This window comes from Kitasatospora sp. NBC_01250, from assembly GCF_036226465.1.
Classification (GTDB): Bacteria; Actinomycetota; Actinomycetes; order Streptomycetales; family Streptomycetaceae; genus Kitasatospora.
Map to the genome: position 1 here is coordinate 4,010,174 of NZ_CP108476.1, position 21,288 is coordinate 4,031,461.

18 protein-coding genes and 1 tRNA gene are annotated in these 21,288 nt (G+C 72.9%); 12 read left to right on the forward strand and 7 right to left on the reverse strand.

The window, feature by feature from the left end; genetic code table 11:
* Positions 1–300: 300 nt before the first annotated feature.
* The 4 genes from OG500_RS16440 to OG500_RS16455 form a co-directional block, all read right to left on the reverse strand.
* On the reverse strand, positions 301–2,214 hold the full coding sequence (locus OG500_RS16440) for an APC family permease (RefSeq protein WP_329580962.1): 1,914 nt from the start codon (positions 2,212–2,214) through the stop codon (positions 301–303).
* A gap of 156 nt (positions 2,215–2,370) precedes the next feature.
* Positions 2,371–2,802: a hypothetical protein gene (locus OG500_RS16445; protein WP_329580966.1), complete on the reverse strand. Its 432-nt coding sequence runs from the start codon at positions 2,800–2,802 to the stop codon at positions 2,371–2,373.
* A gap of 8 nt (positions 2,803–2,810) precedes the next feature.
* Complete coding sequence (locus OG500_RS16450) at positions 2,811–3,338, reverse strand: universal stress protein (RefSeq protein ID WP_329580969.1); 528 nt, start codon at positions 3,336–3,338, stop codon at positions 2,811–2,813.
* A 293-nt stretch (positions 3,339–3,631) separates the two neighbouring features.
* Positions 3,632–3,712, reverse strand: a tRNA-Tyr gene (locus tag OG500_RS16455).
* A gap of 192 nt (positions 3,713–3,904) precedes the next feature.
* On the opposite strand from OG500_RS16455, the gene OG500_RS16460 reads away from it, so the two are divergent.
* From OG500_RS16460 to OG500_RS16475, 4 genes are all read left to right on the forward strand, one after another.
* On the forward strand, positions 3,905–4,393 hold the full coding sequence (locus OG500_RS16460) for a YajQ family cyclic di-GMP-binding protein (protein ID WP_327067432.1): 489 nt from the start codon (positions 3,905–3,907) through the stop codon (positions 4,391–4,393).
* An 808-nt stretch (positions 4,394–5,201) separates the two neighbouring features.
* On the forward strand, positions 5,202–6,347 hold the full coding sequence (locus OG500_RS16465; protein ID WP_329580972.1) for a phosphatase PAP2 family protein: 1,146 nt from the start codon (positions 5,202–5,204) through the stop codon (positions 6,345–6,347).
* Between the two features lie 129 nt (positions 6,348–6,476).
* Positions 6,477–7,043: a G/U mismatch-specific DNA glycosylase gene (gene mug / locus OG500_RS16470; RefSeq protein WP_329580975.1), complete on the forward strand. Its 567-nt coding sequence runs from the start codon at positions 6,477–6,479 to the stop codon at positions 7,041–7,043.
* A gap of 270 nt (positions 7,044–7,313) precedes the next feature.
* On the forward strand, positions 7,314–8,321 hold the full coding sequence (locus OG500_RS16475) for an NADP-dependent oxidoreductase (RefSeq protein WP_329580978.1): 1,008 nt from the start codon (positions 7,314–7,316) through the stop codon (positions 8,319–8,321).
* A 3-nt stretch (positions 8,322–8,324) separates the two neighbouring features.
* Here OG500_RS16475 and OG500_RS16480 read toward each other — a convergent pair whose 3' ends face one another.
* A complete protein-coding gene (locus OG500_RS16480) occupies positions 8,325–9,797 on the reverse strand; it encodes a citrate synthase (protein ID WP_329580981.1) in 1,473 nt (490 codons plus the stop codon).
* A gap of 134 nt (positions 9,798–9,931) precedes the next feature.
* Here OG500_RS16480 and OG500_RS16485 point away from each other — a divergent pair, with 134 nt between their 5' ends.
* The gene (locus tag OG500_RS16485) at positions 9,932–11,185 is read left to right on the forward strand and encodes a citrate synthase/methylcitrate synthase (RefSeq protein WP_329580983.1); all 1,254 of its coding nucleotides are present in this window, start codon (positions 9,932–9,934) and stop codon (positions 11,183–11,185) included.
* A gap of 124 nt (positions 11,186–11,309) precedes the next feature.
* Here OG500_RS16485 and OG500_RS16490 read toward each other — a convergent pair whose 3' ends face one another.
* Positions 11,310–12,341 carry a medium chain dehydrogenase/reductase family protein gene (locus OG500_RS16490; RefSeq protein ID WP_329580986.1) on the reverse strand — a complete coding sequence of 344 codons (1,032 nt, stop codon included), beginning with the start codon at positions 12,339–12,341 and terminating at the stop codon, positions 11,310–11,312.
* Positions 12,342–12,501: 160 nt separating this feature from the next.
* Between OG500_RS16490 and OG500_RS16495 the strand changes: the two genes are divergently transcribed.
* Positions 12,502–13,185, forward strand: coding sequence for a TetR/AcrR family transcriptional regulator (locus OG500_RS16495; RefSeq protein WP_329580989.1), 684 nt, complete (start codon positions 12,502–12,504; stop codon positions 13,183–13,185).
* A gap of 51 nt (positions 13,186–13,236) precedes the next feature.
* On the opposite strand, the gene OG500_RS16500 is transcribed toward OG500_RS16495, so the two are convergent.
* Complete coding sequence (locus OG500_RS16500; RefSeq protein WP_327067440.1) at positions 13,237–13,638, reverse strand: YccF domain-containing protein; 402 nt, start codon at positions 13,636–13,638, stop codon at positions 13,237–13,239.
* A gap of 203 nt (positions 13,639–13,841) precedes the next feature.
* On the opposite strand from OG500_RS16500, the gene OG500_RS16505 reads away from it, so the two are divergent.
* The 6 genes from OG500_RS16505 (at position 13,842) to OG500_RS16530 (ending at position 21,262) form a co-directional block, all read left to right on the forward strand.
* Positions 13,842–15,587 carry an ABC transporter permease gene (locus tag OG500_RS16505; protein ID WP_329580992.1) on the forward strand — a complete coding sequence of 582 codons (1,746 nt, stop codon included), beginning with the start codon at positions 13,842–13,844 and terminating at the stop codon, positions 15,585–15,587.
* A gap of 16 nt (positions 15,588–15,603) precedes the next feature.
* The gene (locus tag OG500_RS16510) at positions 15,604–16,950 is read left to right on the forward strand and encodes an ABC transporter ATP-binding protein (protein WP_327067442.1); all 1,347 of its coding nucleotides are present in this window, start codon (positions 15,604–15,606) and stop codon (positions 16,948–16,950) included.
* Positions 16,951–17,035: 85 nt separating this feature from the next.
* Positions 17,036–17,608, forward strand: a complete 573-nt coding sequence (locus OG500_RS16515; protein ID WP_329580995.1) for a DUF6542 domain-containing protein — start codon at positions 17,036–17,038, stop codon at positions 17,606–17,608.
* Entirely contained in the window at positions 17,601–19,172 is a 1,572-nt protein-coding gene (locus OG500_RS16520) for an LCP family protein (RefSeq protein ID WP_329580998.1), read from the forward strand. Before OG500_RS16515 ends, OG500_RS16520 begins: the two co-directional genes overlap by 8 nt.
* A gap of 149 nt (positions 19,173–19,321) precedes the next feature.
* The gene (locus OG500_RS16525; RefSeq protein WP_327067445.1) at positions 19,322–20,146 is read left to right on the forward strand and encodes a PP2C family protein-serine/threonine phosphatase; all 825 of its coding nucleotides are present in this window, start codon (positions 19,322–19,324) and stop codon (positions 20,144–20,146) included.
* Between the two features lie 108 nt (positions 20,147–20,254).
* A complete protein-coding gene (locus OG500_RS16530; RefSeq protein ID WP_327067446.1) occupies positions 20,255–21,262 on the forward strand; it encodes an MASE1 domain-containing protein in 1,008 nt (335 codons plus the stop codon).
* The last annotated feature ends 26 nt before the right edge of the window (positions 21,263–21,288 follow it).

Genomic DNA, 21,288 nt, shown 5'->3' on the forward strand with positions numbered 1-21,288 from the left:
GGCCGGGCAGCGTTTCCGCAGGCCAGGAGGGGTGGGCCCGGAGGCGGACGAGGGGAAGGGCGGCGTTAGGACGAGCGACAAGGGCGCGTCAACATATCGAGCCGTTACCACTTCTATAGGCTAATCGTGATGTTTCGACTCTGTTCATGGGGCCGACGGCGCCGTTGCGCCTTACAACCGAAGGCGGGGGCGGAGTATTCCCGGCCGACGCGAAGCGCCCGACGGGGGTCCCGTCGGGCGCCTGCACCTCCTGCCCCGATCGTGTCCGGGGCTGCCCCGGTCGTGTCCGGGGGCCGGCCGCTACATCCGCAGCCGCAGGCGGCAGACCACCGCGTCGGTGCCCCGGCGCAGCGCGCGGTCGATCAGCACGCCGCGCTGGTTCTGCAGCGCCCGCTGCCAGAAGTGCACCGGCTCGACCTCCGCGATCAGCACGGTGATCCGGTCGTAGCCGTCGAAGCCCTGGTAGCCGTCCTCACCGCCGTGGCCGTGCGCCTGGCCGGCCAGCCCGTTGACGAACCCGACCAGCGGCCGGCCCAGCCGCCGGTGCGCGTCCGTGACCTCGACCAGCGGCACGCCCGGCTGCCACAGCTCCCAGTCCCGGCGCAGCGCCTCCAGGCTCTGCCGGTCCTCCGCGTCGGGCTCGGTCGGCACCACGGTCACCGCGAGCACCTCGTCGCCGAGCGAGACCGCGGTGGACAGCGCCTCCCGGGTCAGCCGCGAGATCATCGTCACCGGGACCACCACCAGCGAGCGCTGCCGGACCACCGGGCCGGGCACTTTGCCCAGCTCCAGGCGCGCACCGATCCGTCCGTACGCCCGGTGCACCAGCTCGAAGAGCAGCACCAGCAGCGGCAGCGCCACCACGATGCCCCAGGCGCCCTCGGTGAACTTGGTGCCGGTCACCACCACGGTGGCGACACCGGTGAGCACCGCGCCGAAGCCGTTCAGCGCCGCCCGGCCGCGCCAGCCCGCGCCGCGCTCCCGGGACCAGTGCCGGACCATGCCGACCTGACAGATCGTGAAGCCGACGAAGACGCCGATCGAGAAGAGCGGCACCAGGCTGTTCACGTCCCCGCCGGAGGCCACCAGCAGCCCCGCCGAGACCAGCGCCAGGAAGAGCACGCCGTGTCGGTGCACCTGGTGGTCGGCGCGCAGCGCGAAGACGTGCGGCAGGTGGTTGTCCCGGGCCAGCAGGCGCATCAGCACCGGCAGGCCGCCGAAGGAGGTGTTGGCCGCCAGGGCCAGCAGGATCACGGTGGCGAACTGGACCAGGTAGAAGCCGAAGCCGTGTCCGAGCGAGGCGTCCGCCAGCTGGGCCAGCACCGTGACGCCCTCGACCGGCTGCAGGTGGAAGCGGCCGATCAGCACCGCGAGCCCGATCAGCATCACGCCGAGCACCGCGCCGAGGGCGAGTTCGGTGTGCTGGGCCCGCCTGACCCGCGGCGCGCGGAACGACGGGACGGCGTTGGCCACCGCCTCCACCCCGGTCAGCGCCGAGCAGCCGGACGCGAACGCCTTGAGCAGCAGCAGCGCGCCGACCGAACCCGCGTTGGCGGCCAGGGCCGAGGCGTGCCCCGCGGCGGCGGCCGTGCTGGCGGGCGCCGAGCGGAACAGGCCGACCACGATGATCGCCATGATCGAGAGCACGAAGACCGCGGTGGGGACCATGAACCAGCGGGCCGACTCCGCGATCCCGCGCAGGTTCACCCCCGTCACCAGGACCAGCACGCCCAGGCAGAGCCAGACCCGGTCCGGGTAGAGGGAGGGGAAGGCCGAGGTCAGCGCGGCCACGCCGGCCGTCACCGAGACGGCGACGTTGAGGATGTAGTCGATCACCAGCGAGGCCGCGGCGGTGAGCGCGGTGCGCCGGCCCAGGTGGGTCTTGGCCACCGCGTACGAGCCCCCGCCGTCCGGGAAGGCCGCGATCACCTGGCGGTAGGAGGCGGTGAGCACCGCGAGCAGCAGGGCGATGGCCGCCGTCACCGGGAGGGTGAAGCCCAGCCCGTAGCTGCCGGCGGCGGCGAGCACCAGGACGATCGACTCCGGCCCGTAGGCCACCGAGGCCATCGCGTCCAGCGACAGCGCGGCCAGTCCGCCGAGCGCCGTCAGCTTGTCGCGGTCGTGCGCCTTGGCAGGTGCGTTCTGCTGCGCGCCGTCAGGCGTTTCGTCGGGCGTTTCGTCGGGCGCCTGCGCGGGCGCCGGGGTGATGGACATCGGACGGATCCTCCGTGCTCGGGTGCGCTACGCATCGTCTCCGGGCGGACGTGCTCGCCCGCGTCTCCCATACGCGTTCCTAGCGCTCGCCCCGGCGTCCCTGACGCGCCGTTGACGGCGCCGGGCCGCCCGTCCCCCGCGGCGCTCGGCCGCTGCTCACCGGTGCTCGCCGTTCGGCAGGCCGTGCAGCACCCACCGCTCCGCACGCACCCGCCGCCGCGGCCACGTCGCCGAGCACGCGGCCAGCAGCGCGACAGCGGTCAGCAGCCCCGCCCTCGCGCACTCGACGCCGCCCCCGGCCCACCCCAGCACCGCGTACCGGTGCACCACGTACCCGTTGTAGAACAGCCACTGCACACCACCGATCAGCGGCGCCGCCACCGGTCGCGAGCGCCGCCCGAGCAGCGCGCCGAGCACCGCGAAGGCACCCAGCGCGACCCAGCCGGCCCGCAACTCCCCCACCCCGGCGAGCCCGAGCACCAGCCCGGCACTGCCGAGGAACGCGAACGCGCCGGACAGCGGCACCGGCAGCCGGCCCACCACCGGGCGGTAGCGGCGCCCACCCGGACGCGCTGTGTAGAAGAACATCGACGTGGTCAGTGACTCGAACCGGTCATCTCCATCGTCTCCATCGGCAAATGACACGCATTGCGCCGCTCGAACGACGCCAGCTCGCGCAGCAGTTGCGGCTGGGGCACCGTCAGCACCGGACAACCCGCGTGCCGCACGCAGTAGTTGGTCACCGACGGCCGCAACCGCCGCCACCACGGGCCACCGCCCGCACCCACGATCAGCACGTCGTCCGGCCCGTTGGCCGCCGCCACCAGCGCCGGCCCCGCCTCCCCGCGCACCGCGACACACTTCAGCGGCACCCCCGCCAGCCCACTCGGGAACGCCTCCCCCAGCGCCGTCCCGAGCCGCTCGACCGCCGCCTCCCGGCACACCGACGCCAGCGGCGGACACGGCGCTCGCCGCACACTGTGCTCACCCCCCGGCGGCGTCCACGCCAGCACGGTCAACAGCTCGGCCCCACCGCGCCGCGCCTCCTCGGCCGCCCGGTGCAGCGCCGCCAGACTCCCCAGCGACCCACTGACACCCACGACGACCCGCCGCCGCTCACCCATCACTGCCCGCCCTCCTCCGCCGACCCGTCACCCCCCAGCCAACCGAGCCGCCCCCACTCCCCATCACCCCTTTGACACAACCCTGACGCCCCCACCCCCCATCCCAACGCCCCCCTGACACCTGCCCCCACCCACAGGGCACCCCCGCACACCCCCCGGATCCCCGCTCAACGCCGGCCTCCGGCAACACGCCCCGTGCCAAGCCACCGGCGCACCCCAGCCTCCGCACCTGGACACAACAAAACAGCCCCTGATCCGCGTTTCCGCAGATCAGGGGCTGTTTCTCTATCCTGTGGCTGGTGCAGGGTTCGAACCTGCGTAGCTTGCGCGACAGATTTACAGTCTGCTCCCTTTGGCCGCTCGGGCAACCAGCCAGGATTGGTGTCTCTCGGGGCCTTGCCCCGTTCGACTGGGTAAACCTTACCTGATGACAGGGGGTGCTCCGCCACTCGATTGGGCACGGGTGATCAGAGGGTCGGGGCGGGGTGGTGCTGGATAGGCTGGGGGCGTGAGAGCCCCGCATCGGTGGGGCATGTGCTGCCGACATCGCAAGGAGACCACCACAGATGGCCGACTCCAGTTTCGACATCGTCTCGAAGGTCGAGAAGCAGGAGGTCGACAACGCGATCAACCAGACCTCCCGCGAGATCGCCACCCGCTACGACTTCAAGAACGTCGGCGCGACCATCGGCTGGACGGGCGAGCGGATCGAGCTCAAGGCTGACGGCGAGGAGCGGGTCAAGGCCATCCTCGACGTGTTCCAGAGCAAGCTGATCGCGCGCAAGATCTCGCTGAAGGCGCTGGACGCGGGCGAGCCGCAGCTGTCCGGCAAGGAGTACAAGATCTTCGCGACGATCAAGGAGGGCATCACTCAGGAGGATGCCAAGAAGGTCTCCAAGATCATCCGCGACGAGGGCCCGAAGGGCGTGAAGGCCCAGATCCAGGGCGAGGAGCTGCGCATCTCCTCGAAGAGCCGCGACGACCTGCAGGAGGTGCAGGCGCTGCTCAAGGGCAAGGACCTGGACTTCGCGATCCAGTTCGTGAACTACCGCTGACGGGCCAGGCCCAACCGCGTGATGGCCGTGTCCGGGCTTCCGGGCGCGGCCATCGGCCGTAGCGGCCGGGGCGGGCATCGCACCGGCAGGATCGGCTCGCGGCCCGGCGACTGAGGCACGGTCACGATGGGGCGGGCGCCCCGGCAAGCGGGCGAGGACCTGGGGATGCACGACGGGCCCGCCCAACTGACCGTCGTCCTGGATGGTTTGATGCTCCCACTGAGCATGCGCCGCCCGGCGTATCCGCCTCGCCGAGAGGGCCGGGCGCGACCCCGCAGAGCGGTCGGTCCCCGGCGGTGACGGACCGGCGATGCCTACTGCATCCGGACCGCACGCGGACCTGAAGTCGCGGTTGCGGAAGTTTCCTGAGAATTTGGTGTAAGTCCGCTGGACGCCGGGGTGCCCCGCAAATGGGTTCGAACCGGTCAAGTCCAGGCCAGGTGGCTCCCGAAGGGTGGGCAGCACGCCAGGCACGGAGGCAGGATCGGGGCGCGACGGCACGGGGCCGACGCCCGGGCTCAGTAATTCTTAAAAAACGAGCATTACGTTGACCCGGCTTGCCCCACCAGATCTCTCGAAGGGGACGCCACCGGTGACCAGCCCGCTCCACCTCGTCCGCTCCTCCGCCGACGCGACCCGTCCGGCGCCGGTCGGCTCCCCATCGACCGCCGAGGCCCCAGCGCAGGGCGCGGCCAACGGTTCCTCAGGCGTTGCCAACGGTTCCTCAGGTGTCAGCGGCAAGCGCTCGGGGCCACCACCGACGGGGTGGCACGGCCGGCTGGCCGTGGTCCGGGAGAGGCTCGCGCCGGTGAGCGAACGGCTGGCCGTCGTCCGGTACCGGACCCGGCATCTGCGGTTCCTGGCCTGGCCGCTCTACGGCTTCCTGCTCTGGCGGTACGTCGCGGACAACGGGCTGCCGTACCAGAACGACGTGGTCTTCTGCTGGCTGATCGGCGCACTGGTCGCCGGCGCCGTGCACAGCGGCTACCGGGGCGGCTGGCTGCGGGTGCTGCGGGACTGGATCCCCGTGATGGGGGCCGTCTACGTCTACTCGCTGCTGCGCGGCTACGGCGCCCACACCCCGTGGGCGGTGCACTACGCGCCGCAGATCGCCATCGACAAGGTCTTCGGCTTCGGTCAGGTGTGGACCGTGCGGCTGCAGCACTGGCTGTACACGCCGGGCCACCCGCACTGGTACGACTACCTGTGCACCACCGTCTACATGTCGCACTTCTTCGCGATCTTCGTGGTCCTGGCCGCGCTCTGGCGGCGGCGGCACGACCGGTTCACCCGGCTGCTCGCGTTCTACCTGGCGCTGACCTTCGCCGGCTTCGCGACGTACATCCTGTACCCCGCCGACCCGCCGTGGCTGGCCGCGCAGAACGCGCACCTGCCGCAGCTGACCCGGGTGGTCTCGGACGTGCTGACCCAGAGCGGGCTGCCCCGGGCCGGGTCGATCTTCGAGAACGGCAGCCAGTTCGACAACGACGTGGCGGCGATGCCCTCGCTGCACGCCGCGTACCCGATGCTGCTGGCGCTCTTCTTCTGGCCGACGGCCGGGCGCAAGCTGCGGGTGCTGCTGGCCGCCTATCCGCTGGCGATGGCGTTCACCCTGGTCTACGGCGCCGAGCACTTCGTGATCGACGTGCTGATGGGCTGGCTCTACGCCGCGGTGGTGGTCTTCGGTCTGGGCCGGCTGCTGGACCGCCGTGCGGCGAAGCGGCAGGCGCGTCAGGCCCGCGAGCTGCTCGCCACCCGGGCCTCGGCCACCAGTGACGAGCCGACCGGCGCGACGGCAACGGCGACCGCGCGGGTGAGGACGGCAGCGGTGACCGCGCCGGCATCGACGACGACGCCACCGACTGCGGCACCGGCGGCCTCACCGCTGACGCCCACAGCGGCGAAGGCAGCGAAGGCAACGAAGGCCGCAGCAGCGACGACCACGACGAGCTAGCAAGCACACAGCGAGCCCGGGCCCACAGCACGGGCGACCGGGTCGGTAGGGACGGAGCGGGGCAGCCGGGTCGGCCCGGCTGCCCCGTGCGCCTTCCGGGCGGAGCGGCGGGCGGGGCAGACTGTTCCGGTGCAGAATCCCTCCCCCGTGACCCCGTTCCGCCCCAATGCCGACCAGCTGGCAGCGGCCCAGGACGTGACCATCCCCGATGTCTCGGCGCCAGGACTGCGGGTGCTGTTCTGCGGGATCAACCCCGGGCTCTGGTCCGGGGCCACCGGGCATCACTTCGCGCGGCCCGGCAACCGGTTCTGGCCGTCGCTGTACCGCTCCGGTTTCACCTCCCGGCAGTTGCGGCCGGACGAGCAGGGCGAACTGCTGGAGCTGGGCCTGGGCATCACCAACGTGGTCGCCCGGGCCAGCGCGAAGGCCGATGAGCTGACCCGGGCCGAGCTGAAGGAGGGCGGCGCGGCACTGGTCGAACGGGTGACCCGGTTGCGGCCCCGGGTACTGGCGGTGTTGGGCATCGGGGCGTACCGCACGGCCTTCGGGCACCCGCGCGCGTCAATCGGACCGCAGGCGGAAGGGGTGGGCGAGACCGAGGTCTGGGTGCTGCCCAACCCCAGCGGCCTCAACGCCCACTACTCGCTGGACGCGCTGGCGGCAGAGTTCCGCAAGCTGCGCGAGGCCGTGGAGTGAGCTGCGGCGGCTGCTCCCAGAGCGGGTAGGCGTTCTTGCATGAACAGTCATGCAAGAACGGTCATGCATGAACGGTCATGCAAGAACTCCCGCGCACAATGAATGACCGCTCATTCATAAACCACCCCCGCCACCCCCGCCCAGCAGGCCTATTCCATGAATCGCGCTCATGGAAGCCCCCCGCTCCATCAACGCGCCCCTCTGCAACCCCTTCTCCCGCGCTCCTACGGTGATCGCATTCCCACCCGCCGATCCCCTCCGGAGCTCGCGATGTCCCGTCAACCCATGGCCGTCCACCTGGTTTCCCGCCCCGTCGGCCGCCCCAGCGCCGACAACTTCACCTTCGTGGCGGATCAGCTCGCTCCGCTCACCCCCGGCAGCGCGCTGGTCGAGAACATCTACCTCTCCGTCGACCCCTACATGCGCGAGGCGATGGACGAGGGCGGGTGGGAGCTGAACACTCCCCTGGAGGGTCGCTCGATCGGCCGAGTCATCGAGTCCCGGACACCCGAACTCTCCATCGGCGACCTGGTCTTCCACCGGAATGCCTGGCGCACCCACGCCGTGGTCACCGCCACGGAGGTGCGCGTGCTGCCGCCGCTCGCGGGTGTGCCGCTGAGCACCCACCTCAGCCTGCTCGGCGGCACCGGACTGAGCGCCTACGTCGGGCTGACCCAGGTCCTGCGCCTGCAACCCGGCGAGTCGATCTTCATCTCGGGCGCGGCCGGCGGCGTCGGTACCGCGGCCGGCCAGATCGCCCAGTTGCTCGGCGCGAGCCGGATCATCGGGAGCGCCGGATCCGACGCCAAGGTCGAGCACCTCACCGAGCGGGCCGGCTTCTCCGCCGCCTTCAACTACCACGACGGCCCGGTGGGCGAACTGCTGCGCGCGGCAGCACCCGAGGGCATCGACACCTTCCTCGACAACGTCGGCGGCGACCACCTCGAAGGCGCCATCGACGTGCTGCGCGACCACGGGCGGATCGCCTGGTGCGGCGCGGTGGCCCAGTACAGCAGCGTCGAGCCGCCCGCCGCGCCGCGCAACCTCTACGCCGTCGTCGGCAAGAGCCTGCGGCTGGACGGCTTCCTGGTCCGCGAATACCGGCACCTCCAGCAGGAGTTGACGGGCTTCCTGGTTCCGCACATCCGCTCCGGGCGGATCCGGGCGGACGAGACGGTGGTCACGGGCTTCGAGAACGTCGTGACCGCGTTCCTCGGCATGCTCGACGGCGCGAACATCGGCAAGATGATCGTCCAGGTCGGCGACGCCGACTCCTGAGGCTCAGCCGCTCCCGCCCACCGCCGGCCCCACGTAGACGCCGCGCGCCCGCATCCGCAGCGGCGCCTCGCGGTACTCCTCCATCGCATGGGCCAGCCAACCCGCCGTCCGGGCCACCGAGAAGATCACCTCGCCGGCCTCCGCCGCCATCCCGCCCAGGTGCGCGAACGCCGCCAGCGCCAGGTCCACGTTGGCGGCGTCGCCCGCCCGCGCCCGCGGCCCGCCGACCGCCCGGACCACTGCCTCGATGGCCGCCAGCACACCTTCGGCGTCCGGCAGTTGACGCATCGCCTCCAACAGCGCGCGGGCCCGGGGATCGCCCGCCGGATACAGCCGGTGCCCCGCGCCCGGGATCGCCACACCGGTGCGCAGGTACTCGGAGACCACCGGCACCGCGTCCCCGGCCGCCAGCACCTCGCCGAGCATCCGGTACGCGAGCGCGCTGGCCGCACCGTGCAACGGCCCGTCACTGGCGCCGAGGCCCGCCGAGACGACCGCGTACGGGTGCGCGCGGGCCGAGGCCGCGACCCGCGCCGCAACCGTGGACACCGCCAACTCGTGGTCGGCCAGCAGCACCAGCGCGCGGTCCAGGCACTCCACCGCGCCAGGCGTCGGCGCGGTGGGCGAGAGCCGTGTCCACAGCCGGGCGGCCAGCGAGGCGCCGGCCGGGAACTCGTCGGCTTCAGGCACCGCGCCCGCCCGCGAGGCCAGACCCGCGCCCACGCCCGCGCCCACGCCCGCACCCGCAGCCGCACCCGCAGCCGCAACCGCAGCCGCAGCCGATGGCAGCGCCTCCACCAGGGCGGCGATCAGGCCCGCCCCCACGGCCCGGACGTTCTCCTCCCGGAGGTCGAAGCGGAGCGGGTCGACGGTCGCCGCCACCGCCGCCGAGACCCGCAACCGGTCGGGCAGCCGAGCGGCGGCCGGCAGCACCTCCCCGGCCCGGCGCAGCGTGGCCACCAGCTCCCCGGGCGCCCGCAGCACCACGGCGTCCTCGCCACAGCCCCCCGCAGCCCCCGCACCCGCCGGCGCCCCCGGGGCGGCATCCGCCCCCACACCCCAGAGCCAGCCGACCACCGCCTCGAACCCGCAGCGCTCGGCGAGCCGCACGGCGTCCACCCCCCGGTAGTACAGCCGACCGTCCTCGATCAGCGTCAGCGCGGTCCGCACCGTGACCGGCTCGATCGGCGGCAGCCCGGGCACGGAACCCGGCGACACCGCCGGCTCGGAGCCCGGCGACCGTGGCAGCCGGCGGCGCTGGCCGGCCGCCAGGGCGTCCACCTCGCGCGCATCGAAGGTGCTGCCCTTGCCGCCCGGCACCCGTTCGCTGCTCAGCAGGCCTCGGCTGGCGTACGCGTAGACGGTCGCCACCTTGACGCCGAGCAGCTCGGCGACCTGCTGCGTGCTCAACCGGCCTGTCGCGCCCGCCGGTTCGCCCGCATCCGCCGCCCCGCCCGTGGCGCTGCGCTGCTCCATCCCTGACCCTCTCCCTGCCCTGCCGCCCTGCCCAGCACGCTCATCTGCAGTATGTCACATTGATTTCAATCAACATTGACAACATGGATCAACACTTGGAGAGTACCAACCGTCAGCCCCTGAAGGAGGTAGTCATGCCGACCGCGATAGATCCGGCCCAGGCCCCCACCGACGAGCCCGCCACCACCGCCACCGCCACCACGACCAAGCCCACCACCACCGAACCCCCGGGCATCGAGGTGCCGCGCGGCCTCAAGGGCGTCGTCGTCACCGAGACCGCGCTGAGCGACGTCCGCGGGATCGAGGGCTTCTACCACTACCGCCAGTACTCGGCCATCGAGCTCGCCGAGCAGCGCAGCCTGGAGGACGTCTGGCACCTGATGCTGCTGGGCGAGCTGCCGGACGCCGCCGCCCGCGCCGCCTTCCACGCCCGCACCGCGCCGCTGCGCCACCTGCCCGAGGCCCTGCGCCCGCTGCTGCCCGCGCTGGCCGCCTCCACCAAGGACGCCGGCCCGCTGGCCGGCCTCGGCGCCGCGCTCTCCATCGCGTCGGCCGCCCGCGGCAGCCGGCCGCTCTACGACACCACACCCGAGCAGCGGATCGAGGACGCGCTCTTCGCGACCGCGCTGGTGCCCACCGTCCTCACCGCGCTCCACCGGCTGCAGCAGGGCCAGGCCCCGATCGAGCCGCGCGAGGAGCTGTCGTACGCCGCCAACTACCTGTACATGCTGACCGGCGACGAGCCGGGCCCGGCCGAGGCCCGCGCGATCGAGCGCTACCTGATCTCCACCGTGGACCACGGCTTCAACGCCTCCACCTTCACCGCCCGGGTGATCGCCTCCACCGGCGCCGACCTGGCGGCCTGCCTGGTGGGTGGGCTCGGCGCGCTCTCCGGACCGCTGCACGGCGGAGCACCGAGCCGGGCGCTGGACACCCTGGACGCGATCGGCACCCCCGACCGGATCGACGGCTGGATCCGCGAGCGCGTCCTGGCAGGCGACCGGATCATGGGCTTCGGCCACCCCGTCTACCGCACCGACGACCCGCGTTCGCGGATGCTGCGCACGGTGGCCGAGGGCTTCGGCGGCGAGCTGGTGGACTTCGCCGTCGAGGTGGAGCGCCAGGTGCTGGCGATCCTCGACGAGCTCAAGCCGGGCCGCGACCTGCACACCAATGTCGAGTTCTACGCCGGCGTGGTGATGCACCTGTGCGGCCTGCCGCGTGCCATGTTCACCCCGACCTTCGCCGCCGCCCGGGTGATCGGCTGGAGCGCGAACATCCTGGAGCAGGCCGCCGACAGCAAGATCATCCGCCCCGCCGCCCGCTACACCGGCCCGGCCGCCCCGCAGCCGGTGCCGCTGCCCGCGCCGGCTCCGCCGTCGGTCTGAGGCCGGAGACCCGGCGCCCGACACCTGAGAGGCCTGCGACCCGACACCCGACGCCCGCGACCCGACGCCCGAGACCCAAGGCCGGCAACCGTCGCCCGCGATCGGGCCGACTCCCCACCACCCGCTACGGCTTCAGCACCACCTTCCCGGCCACCGTCCCCGACTCCGCCAGTCGCAGCGCCTTCGCCGCACTGTCCAGCGGCAGCTCGGCCGCGATCCGGGCGACGAGTTCACCGCGCCCCGCGGTGGCGAAGACCTGGGCCAGGTCGGCCCGCAGCCGGGCCCGGAAGCGGGACTTGCTGACGGCCCGGCCGGCCCAGACGTTGTAGAAGGAGGCGCTGCGGCCGTTGGGCAGGCTGTTCCACAGCCAGACCCGGCCGAGCAGCTTCAGCACCGGCCACTGCTTGGACCCGGTGTCGTCGCGGGTCGCGGCACTGCCGTAGCAGACGAGCGCACCGCCGGGCGCGAGCAGCCGCCAGGAGTCGATCACGCCGCGGCCGCCGACGTGGTCGAACACCGCGTCCACCCCATCGGGCGCCAACTCCCGTACCCGGGCGGGCACATCCTCCGTGCGGTAGTCGACCGGCAGCACGCCGGCCGCGCGCAGCGCCTCGTGGTGACGGGCGGTCGCGGTGCCGATCACCCGGGCCCCGGCCGCCTGCGCCAGCTGCACCAGGACCGAGCCCACCCCGCCGTTGGCGCCGTGCACCAGGACGGTCTGCCCGGCGCGCACCCGGGCCTTGCGGTGCAGCATCTGCCAGGCGGTGACCCCGTTGAGCAGCAGCGCCTCCGCCTCCGCGGCGCCCAGTCCGTCGGGCACCTCCACCAGGTCGAGCGCGTCCAGCACCACGTGGCTGGCCCAGCCGCCGACCTTGACCAGCGCGGCCACCCGGCGGCCGGCCAGCTCCGGCGGGACGCCCGGGACGGTCTCCAGCACGGTGCCGACCAGGTCGTAGCCGGGCACGAACGGGAACGGCGGCTGGTCGTAGTACCGGCCGCGGCGCATCTGCTGCTCGGCGAAGGAGACGCCGGTCGCCTCGACCTCGACCACCACCTGCCCCGGCCCCGCCACCGGGACCACCCCGCGCCGGACCTTCAGGCCCTCCGGCTCGACCTTGCCCGGCAGCACGATCTCGACGAACGTCGCGGCACCCATCGCCACCCACTCCTCTAGAAGCCCTTAGAAACCCTTGTGTTGGTTACAACTTCTAACTGACGCGAATGCCTGTCAACAGGTTGGCGGAAATTTTCGTTAGCCGTACTGTCGAGAGTGATAGCCTCTAACTCATCGAGAGCGCGAGAGAGGCAGTGCATCCATGGCTCCCAGCACCCGCAAGGCCGCCACCACTCCCACCGCGGGCGGCGACCCGGCCACCCCCCGCGAGCGCTACCGGAGCCAACTGCGCGCGGAGATCAAGGAACGCGCCTGGGAACAGATCGCGACCGCAGGCGCCACCGCGCTCTCGCTCAACGCGATCGCCAAGCAGCTGGGCATGAGCGGCCCGGCGCTCTACCGCTACTACGCCAGCCGCGACGAGCTGATCACCGAGCTGATCAAGGACGCCTACCGCAGCGAGGCCGCCGCCGTCCAGGGCGCCGCCGCCGCGGGAGCCGATCTCGGCGGCCTGGCCCATGCGCTGCGCCGCTGGGCGCTGGACGACCCGCAGCGCTACTTCCTCATCTACGGCACGCCGGTGCCCGGCTACCACGCGCCCGCGGAGGTCACCACGATCGCCGCGGAGATCATGGCGGTGCTGCTCCGGGCCTGCGAGCCGCTGTCAGCCGCGGCCCCCACCACCGCGCTCGACGAGCACCTGGCCGACCACCGCCAGTGGGACGGCGGCAACCCGGCCGCCACTCCGACGCTGCGCCGGGCGCTGGCCTTCTGGTCCCGCCTGCACGGCGTCCTCTCCCTCGAACTGGCCGGCCACTACACGGGCATGGGCTTCGACCCCGCCCTGCTCTTCGAGTCGGAACTGACCAGCCTGCTGGCCCCCTAGCGCCTCACCAGCGGACCTCACCACCTGCCGGACCTCGCCACCTGCCGGACCTCACCAGCCGGCGAACCGCTGGTCGGTGGGGACGACCTCGCGCCCCAGCGGCATCAGCGAGATCGGCACCATCTTCAGGTTGGCCCAGCCGAACGGGATGCCGATGATCGAGACGAAGAGCGGAATGCTGGTCGCGATGTGCGCCAGCGCCAGCCACCACCCGGCGAACACCAGCCAGATCACGTTACCCACGCACGACGCCGCCCCGGCGTCCGGCCGCTCCACCGTGGTGCGACCGAACGGCCACAGCACGTAGCCGGCGATCCGGAACGAGGCAATGCCGAACGGAATGGTGATCACCAGCACGCAGCAGATGACACCGGCGATCACATAGCCGATGGCCATCCAGATGCCGCAGAAGATCAGCCACAGGATGTTGAGCACGAACTCGATCGCCTTCATGTGACCAAGCCTTCCACTCCTGGGGCCGTCCATGCACCTGCGGCACCTCCGCGTAGCACTCGCCCCCCGCACCCCCGCCCGTTGGGCCGTGCCGGTGAGTGTCGCGCCCCGCCCTCCGGGCGCCCGGGCGTGGCGGGCGGCGGGTGGTTGAGTGGCGGCGTGAGGCCGCCCGAGGCGGCGGCGGCGCGAGGCGGAGTCGGGTGGTGGCACGGGTGGCGGGCAACGGCGGATTCCCGTCCCGGGGTGTGTGGCGGCGCCCCGCGCTGCGCTGGGTGGACGTCCTGGTCGGCGCCGCGCTGGTGGCGCTGCTGTACGGCCTGCTGGAGCTGGCGCCGGGCCTGAACGCGCCGTTCCTGCCGGACCAGGCGCCCCCCACCGTCTCCACCGATCCGGCCGACCTGCCGTACTACGCGGTGCGTTCGCTGCTGCGCATGTTCGTGGCGCTGATCGCCTCGGTGCTGTTCAGCTTCGTCTACGCCATCGCGGCGGCGCGGATGCGGCGGACCGAGAAGGTGCTGCTGCCGGTGCTCGACATCCTGCAGTCGGTGCCGGTGCTGGGCTTCCTCTCGGTCACCGTGACGGCGTTCATCGCGCTCTTCCCCGGCTCCGCCCTGGGCCTGGAGTGCGCCTCGATCTTCGCCATCTTCACCGCGATGGCCTGGAACATGACCTTCGCCTTCTACGCCTCGCTGACCAGCCAGCCCCGGGAGCTGGACGAGGCGGCCCGGGTGATGCGGCTGACCAAGTGGCAGCGGTTCTGGCGGCTGGACGTGCCCAGCGGGATGATCCCGCTGGTCTGGAACGGGATGATGAGCTTCGGCGGCGCCTGGTTCTTCCTGGCCGCCTCGGAGTCGATCAGCGTGCTCAACCACCACTACGCGCTGCCCGGCATGGGCTCCTACGCCGCCACCGCGATCGCGGACGGCAACCTGCGCCAGGTCGGCATCGCGATCGCCGTCATGGTGGTGATGGTGATCGGCGTCAACGTGTTCTTCTGGCGACCCCTGACGGCCTGGTCGGAGCGGTTCCGGGTGGAGGACTCGCAGTCGGCCGACCGACCGCGCAGCGTGGTGCTCGACCTGCTGCGCCGCTCCAGCGTGCCGGCCAGGCTCGGCCGCCCGCTGCGCCCCCTCGGCGTCGCGCTGGACCGCGGCACCCGGATCTTCGGGCTGGCCGAGCACCCGCTCGCCCGGCCGGCGACCCGCGAGCGGACCGGCGACGTGTTCTTCGCCGGCGCGGTCGCCGCGGTGGTGGTCTTCGGCGCCTGGCGGGCCCTCGACTACGTGCACGGCACGGTCGGGCTCGGCGAGTTCGGGCACGCGCTGGGCCTGGGGGCGGCCACCTTCGCCCGGGTGGTGGTGCTGCTGATCGCGGCCACCGTCGTCTGGGTGCCGGTCGGGGTGTGGATCGGGATGAACCCGAAGGTCACCCGGTTCGCCCAGCCGGTCGTCCAAGTGCTGGCCAGCTTCCCGGCGAACTTCCTCTTCCCGTTCGCCACCGTCGTCTTCCTGGCGATCGGCCTGTCGCTGAACCTCGGCGCGGTGCTGCTGATGGCCCTGGGCGCGCAGTGGTACATCCTCTTCAACGTCATCGCCGGGGCCTCGGCCGTCCCCTCCGACCTGCGCGAGGCGATGCGGGGCTTCCAGGTGCGCGGCTGGCTGCGCTGGCGCGCGTTCGTCCTGCCGGCCGTCTTCCCCTACTACGTGACCGGCGGCATCACCGCGGCCGGCGGGGCCTGGAACGCCTCCATCGTCGCGGAGATCGTCGTCTACGGCCCGCACCACCTGAAGGCCACCGGCCTGGGCGCCTACATCGCGGAAGCCACCGGCACCGGGGACTTCCCGAGGATCCTGGTCGGGGTGACGGTGATGAGCGTGTACGTGGTCGCGCTCAACCGCCTGCTGTGGCGGCGCCTGTACCGGCTGGCCGAGACCCGCTACGCGCTGTGACTGGAGCTGCCCGAGCATGACCGCTGCCGCCCGCCCCGCACCTGCCGCCCGCCGCACGATCGTCGAGGCCGACGGCGTCACCAAGACCTTCAGCACCCCCGACGGCCGCGCACTGCCGGTGCTGGACGACATCGTGCTGCACCTGGCCGAGGGGGAGATCGTCGCGCTGCTCGGCAAGTCGGGCTCCGGCAAGTCGACCCTGCTGCGCTGCCTGGCCGGCCTGATCGCGCCCTCCTCCGGCACCGTCTCCTACCGCGGCACCCCGCTGACCGCCGCCAACCCCGGGGTGGCGATGGTCTTCCAGTCCTTCGCCCTGCTGCCCTGGCTCACCGTCCAGCAGAACGTGGAGCTGAGCCTCCAGGCCCGCGGTGTGAACGCCGAGCAGCGGCGCGAGCGGGCGCTCAAGGCGATCGACCTGATCGGCCTGGACGGCTTCGAGGGCGCCTACCCGAAGGAGCTGTCCGGCGGCATGCGCCAGCGGGTCGGCGTCGCCCGGGCGCTGGTGGTGGAGCCGGACGCGCTCTTCATGGACGAGCCGTTCTCCGCACTCGACGTGCTGACGGCGGAGAACCTGCGCACCGAGCTGGTGGGCCTGTGGGAGGGCCACGAGGCGCCGGTGAAGTCGATCCTGATCGTCACCCACAACATCGAGGAGGCGGTGCTGCTGGCGGACCGGATCCTGGTGCTCTCCTCCAATCCCGGCCGGATCAGGGCCGAACTGCCCGTCGACCTGGCCCGCCCGCGCGACCGGCGCACCCCGCAGTTCGAGGCGCTGGTCGACACCGTCTACGGCATCCTCACCGGGCGCGAGGAGCACGAGCCGTCGGCCGCGCCCGAGGCCGTGGCGGCGCCCACCAACGCCACGCCGATCACCACGCCGCTGCCGGTGGCCAGCGTCGGCGGCCTGGCCGGACTGCTGGAGATCCTGCTCTCCTTCGGCGGCGAGGAGGGCCTGGCGGAGATCGCCGACGAGCTGAACTTCGAGGTCGACGACCTGCTCCCGCTGGTCGACGCCGGCGTCCTGCTCGGCCTGGCCCGCACCGAGGGACCCCGGATGGCGATCACCGACGCCGGGCGCGAGTTCACCGCGGCCGACATCCTCACCAGCAAGCAGCTCTTCGCCCGCAACGCCGCCCGCCGCGCCCCGCTGGTGCGCGCCATCGTGCAGACCCTGGCCGCCACCGACGAGCACAAGCTGCGCGAGGACCTCTTCCTGGACCTGCTGCGCCGCGGCTACGACGCCGAGGACGCCCGGCGCCAACTGGAGATCGCCATCGACTGGGGGCGCTACGGCGAGCTCTACGACTACGACGCCGACGACGGCGAGTTCACCCTGGAGCCCGGCGCGGAGGCGGCGCTGTAGGACCTCTGCCGGGTGGCCCCTGAGGAAGCCGACAGGAACACTTGCTACATTGCGCAACCGAGCAAACAGCGAGGGAGCGGAACAGGTGGCAGAAGAGTGGGCCGAGCGGCCCGACGGTGACATAGCCCCGTGGCCGGACCGGCCCGAACGGCCCGGGCCGCGCCGGCAGCCGGCCGCGCACGCCGCCGCCCAGCCGCCGGCCCCGGCCCCCACCGGCTCCCGGCGCCGCACCGAAGGAGCCCCCGCGAGCCGCCGCCGCAACGCGCGGGCCGCGCCACCCGCCCGTCACCGCGGCCCGGCCCTCCTGCTCGCGGTCGCCCTGCCGCTGGCCGGCGCCCTGGCCGACGAGCTGACCGGCCCGGGCCTGGGCCTGGTCTTCGCCTGCTGCGCGGTCCTCGGCACGGCCGGTGCGGCGGCGCTGGCGAGCCGGGCGGGCTGGTGGTGGGTGCTGCCGGCGCCGCCACCGGTCGTACTGGCCGCCTGGGCCGGCGCCGAGCTGCTCGGCGACTCCTCGAAGTACCAGGGCTCCAAGGCGCTGGCCACCGGATCCGTGCGCTGGCTGGTGCACGGCTTCCCGGTGATGGCCGAGTCCATCGGCGCGGCGCTGGCCGTCATCCTGATCCGCCTCGTTCTGCAGAAGAGGAACCGCCGTGGCTGACCACGCCCCGCGCCGCAGGTCCCCCCTGGTGGTGGCCGGCCGCACGATCGCCTGCACGCTCTCCCTCGCGGTGCTCGGCAGCAGCGGCTTCGCCTGGTACGCGTACACCTCGCTGACCACCGGGCTGACCACCTCCACCGCGCTGAGCGCCGTCAGGAAGTCGGCGCCCCCGCACCTGGACAGCTCGGTCAACATCCTGCTGATCGGCCTGGACAGCCGTAAGGACATGAACGGCAACGACCTGCCCAAGCAGTTCGTCCAGGACGAGCTGAACGCCGGCTCCAGCGAGATCGGCGGCTACAACACCAACACCCTGATCGTGCTGCACATCCCGGCCAACGGGGGCAAGGTCACCGCGCTGTCCATCCCCCGGGACGACTACGTGCAGACCGAGGGCGCGGACGGGAAGATGCACAAGATCAAGGAGGCCTACGGCATCGCCAAGGCAGCCGCGGACGCCAAGCTGGCGAACAAGGGGCTCTCCAAGGCGCAGGAGGAGCAGCAGAGCCGCGAGGCCGGCCGCGCCGCCACCCTGGCCACCGTGCAGAACTTCCTCGGCATACCGATCGACCACTTCGCCGAGGTCAACCTGCTCGGCTTCTACGACATCGCGCAGGCGATCGGCCCGGTCCAGGTCTGCCTGAACCACGCCACCAGCGACCCGGCCGAGACCGGCCAGGGCTCCGGCTTCTCCGGCCAGGCCGGCCTCAACACCCTCAACGCCTCCCAGGCGCTCGCCTTCGTGCGCCAGCGCCACAACCTGCCCGGCGGCGACCTGGACCGCACCCACCGCCAGCAGGCCTTCATCTCCTCGGCCGAGTACAAGCTCAAGCAGGAGGGCGTCTTCGGCGACCTGGGCAAGATGCAGGGCCTGTTCAACGTGGTGAAGAAGGACGTGGTGATCGACGACCAGTGGAACATCCTGGACTTCGCCCAGCAGGCGCCCAACCTGACCGGTGGCAACGTCGAGTTCAACACGCTGCCGATCGCCGGCTTCGCGACCATCGGCGGGGAGGACGTCAACAAGGTCGACCCGGTGCAGATCAAGCAGATCGTCCAGACCCTGTTCGGCCACGACCCGGCGCCCACGCCGCCCACCGACGCCTCCTCCTCGGCGCCCGCCGCGCCCGCGGCGGGACCGGCCGCCCCGAGCAGCGCCCCGGCCGCGCCCAGTGCCCGGCCGAGCGGCACGGTGGACGTCTTCAACGCCTCCGCCGTCACCGGGGCGGCCGGCAGCGAGTCCAAGGCGCTGGTGGCCATGGGCTTCAAGGCCGGACGGGTCGCGGAGGCGAGCAGCCACCCGAAGGACGTCACGGTGACCTACGGCGCCGGGGCCAAGGACGGCGCGGACGCCGCCGCGGCCCGGTACGGCGTGACGGCCACCGCCGCCGCCTCGGTGCCCGCCGGCCACGTCGAGGTGGTGCTGGGCACCGGCTACACCCCGCCCGGTGCCCCCGCCGCCGCGCCCCCGGCGGCCGCCGCGAGTTCGACGGCCGATCCGGCGGCCAACCTGCCGATGCAGGGCCCGCCGGTCAAGATGGGCGGGATTCCCTGTGTGAACTGAGGTCGTGACCGTGGTGGGCGCCGGGGCCAGCGGCGCCCACCACGCACGGGTTGCGGCACGGAAATAGGATGAGCGTGCACCATGCCCGCCCATCGCCGACCGGCCCGGACGAAACGCAGCACCGCACCGACGCAGTCCCCGGAGGGTCGATGACCCGACGCCGCCCCCCTCGCCACGCGAGCGCCGACGAGTTGCTGACCGAGCTCGGCCGGCTCACCGAGCAGGCGCTGGAACGCGCGGAGCTGCAGCAGGCCCGGGTCGAACTGGCCGAGGCCCTGCAGCGCGAGCTGCTGCCCGCCGAGCTCCCCGAGCTGCCCGGCCTGCGGGCCGCCGCCCGGTACGCGCCCGCCCGGCACGGCCTGAGCATCGGCGGCGACTGGTACGACGGCTTCCCGCTGCCGGACGGCTCGCTCGCCTTCTCGATCGGCGACGTCCAGGGCCACGACGTCGAGGCCGCCGCCTTCATGGGGCAGGTGCGGATCGGCCTGCGCGCGGTGGCGGCCACCGCCGCCGACCCGGGCCAGGTGCTCAGCCGGGCCAACGACCTGCTGCTGTCGATGGACACCCGGCTCTTCGCCACCTGCAGCTTCCTGCGCTTCGACCCGGTCACCCGGGAGCTGGCCCACGCCCGGGCCGGCCACGTGCCCTGGGTCTGGGCCGAACCGGACGGCCGCTGGGGCCTGGGCGAGGACGAGGGCGGCCTGCCGCTGGGCGTGCTGCCGGACGAGAGCTACCCCGTCACCCGCCGGCTGCTGCCGGCCTCCTGCGCGTTCGTGCTGGTCACCGACGGGGTGATCGAGGGTCCCGCGTTCCCGATCGCGGCCGGCCTGGCCGAGGTGGCCCGGGTGACCCGGGCCGGGGTGCACGCCGAGCCGGCCGAGCTGGCCGCCGAGGTGATCAAGGTGGCGGACCTGACCGGGCACACCGACGACGCCGCCGTCCTGGTGCTGCGCCACGAGGCGCCGCCGGCCTGACGCCCCCGCCGGTGACCGGCGCGGTCGCCGCGCGGCGCCCACCGACCGGCGAACCACCGCCACGGCTCGCGCGTGTCACGGCCGCCCGTGACCGCCCGGCGTTGTCTGATGACTGCTGTGACCCGACATCTGGACTTCCGGCGCCCCCTCGCGGCGGTCCTGCGGGTGCTGGCCGTCGCGCTCGCCTACTTCGTGGCCGGGCGGCTCGGGCTGATCCAGCAGGTGGTGGTCGCCGGCGCCAAGGTCACCCCGCTCTGGCCGCCCACCGGCATCGCCCTGACCTGCCTGCTCCTGCTCGGCCTGCGGATCTGGCCGGGCATCGCGCTGGGCACCTTCGCGGTGATCGCCAGCATCGGGCCGCTGCACCCGGCCTCCTTCGGGATCGTCGCGGGCAACACCGCGGCCCCGATCGTCGCCTACCTGCTGCTGCGGGCCACCGGCTTCCGCATCGAGCTGGACCGGCTGCGCGACGGCCTGGCGCTGGTCTTCCTCGGCGCGCTGGTCGGCATGCTGGTCAGCGCCACGGTGGGCGTGGGCCTGCTCTGGCTCACCGGCTCGGTGCCCGGTCACGACTTCTGGTCGGCCTGGTCGGCCTGGTGGACGGGCGACGCGATGGGCGTGCTGGTGGTGGCGCCGCTGCTGCTGGCGCTGTACCTGTTCCGCCTGCCCGAGGACCGCAGGCCCCTCGACCTGATCGAGCCGGTGGTCCTGCTGGCCGGCACCGTGCTGGTCACGCTGGCCGTCACCAACAGCCAGCTGAGCCTGCTCTTCCTCGTCTTCCCGCTGCTCATCTGGGCCGCGCTGCGGTTCCAGCTGATCGGCGCGGCCCCGTGCGTGCTGGTGGTCTCGGTGCTCGCCATCACCGCGGCCACCGACCACCGCGGGCCGTTCGCCCACCACGGGGTGCTGCAGACCATGGTGATCCTGCAGGCGCTCAACGGCGCGGCGGCGCTGACCGGCCTGCTGCTGTCGGCCATCATCGCCGAGCAGCAGTCGATGTACCGCCGGATCGAGTCGGCCTGCCGGGGCCTGGCCGAGGTGGTGGCAAGGCTCGCCCCGGGCGAGGCCGGGTCCGGCTGGCCCCCGCCCGGGGACGGCGACCAGCCGCCGCTCTGAGCTGCCCGTCCCAGCTGCCGCCCGGC

Coding starts and splice junctions, on each gene's coding strand:
- OG500_RS16450 (WP_329580969.1), bottom strand. CDS start 3,338: ATGGGTGAGCGGCGGCGGGTCGTCGTGGGTGTCAGTGGGTCGCTGGGG.
- OG500_RS16440 (WP_329580962.1), bottom strand. CDS start 2,214: ATGTCCATCACCCCGGCGCCCGCGCAGGCGCCCGACGAAACGCCCGAC.
- OG500_RS16485 (WP_329580983.1), top strand. CDS start 9,932: ATGCCGACCGCGATAGATCCGGCCCAGGCCCCCACCGACGAGCCCGCC.
- OG500_RS16475 (WP_329580978.1), top strand. CDS start 7,314: ATGTCCCGTCAACCCATGGCCGTCCACCTGGTTTCCCGCCCCGTCGGC.
- OG500_RS16500 (WP_327067440.1), bottom strand. CDS start 13,638: ATGAAGGCGATCGAGTTCGTGCTCAACATCCTGTGGCTGATCTTCTGC.
- OG500_RS16525 (WP_327067445.1), top strand. CDS start 19,322: ATGACCCGACGCCGCCCCCCTCGCCACGCGAGCGCCGACGAGTTGCTG.
- OG500_RS16480 (WP_329580981.1), bottom strand. CDS start 9,797: ATGGAGCAGCGCAGCGCCACGGGCGGGGCGGCGGATGCGGGCGAACCG.
- OG500_RS16510 (WP_327067442.1), top strand. CDS start 15,604: ATGACCGCTGCCGCCCGCCCCGCACCTGCCGCCCGCCGCACGATCGTC.
- OG500_RS16530 (WP_327067446.1), top strand. CDS start 20,255: ATGACTGCTGTGACCCGACATCTGGACTTCCGGCGCCCCCTCGCGGCG.
- OG500_RS16490 (WP_329580986.1), bottom strand. CDS start 12,341: ATGGGTGCCGCGACGTTCGTCGAGATCGTGCTGCCGGGCAAGGTCGAG.
- OG500_RS16460 (WP_327067432.1), top strand. CDS start 3,905: ATGGCCGACTCCAGTTTCGACATCGTCTCGAAGGTCGAGAAGCAGGAG.
- OG500_RS16445 (WP_329580966.1), bottom strand. CDS start 2,802: ATGTTCTTCTACACAGCGCGTCCGGGTGGGCGCCGCTACCGCCCGGTG.
- OG500_RS16495 (WP_329580989.1), top strand. CDS start 12,502: ATGGCTCCCAGCACCCGCAAGGCCGCCACCACTCCCACCGCGGGCGGC.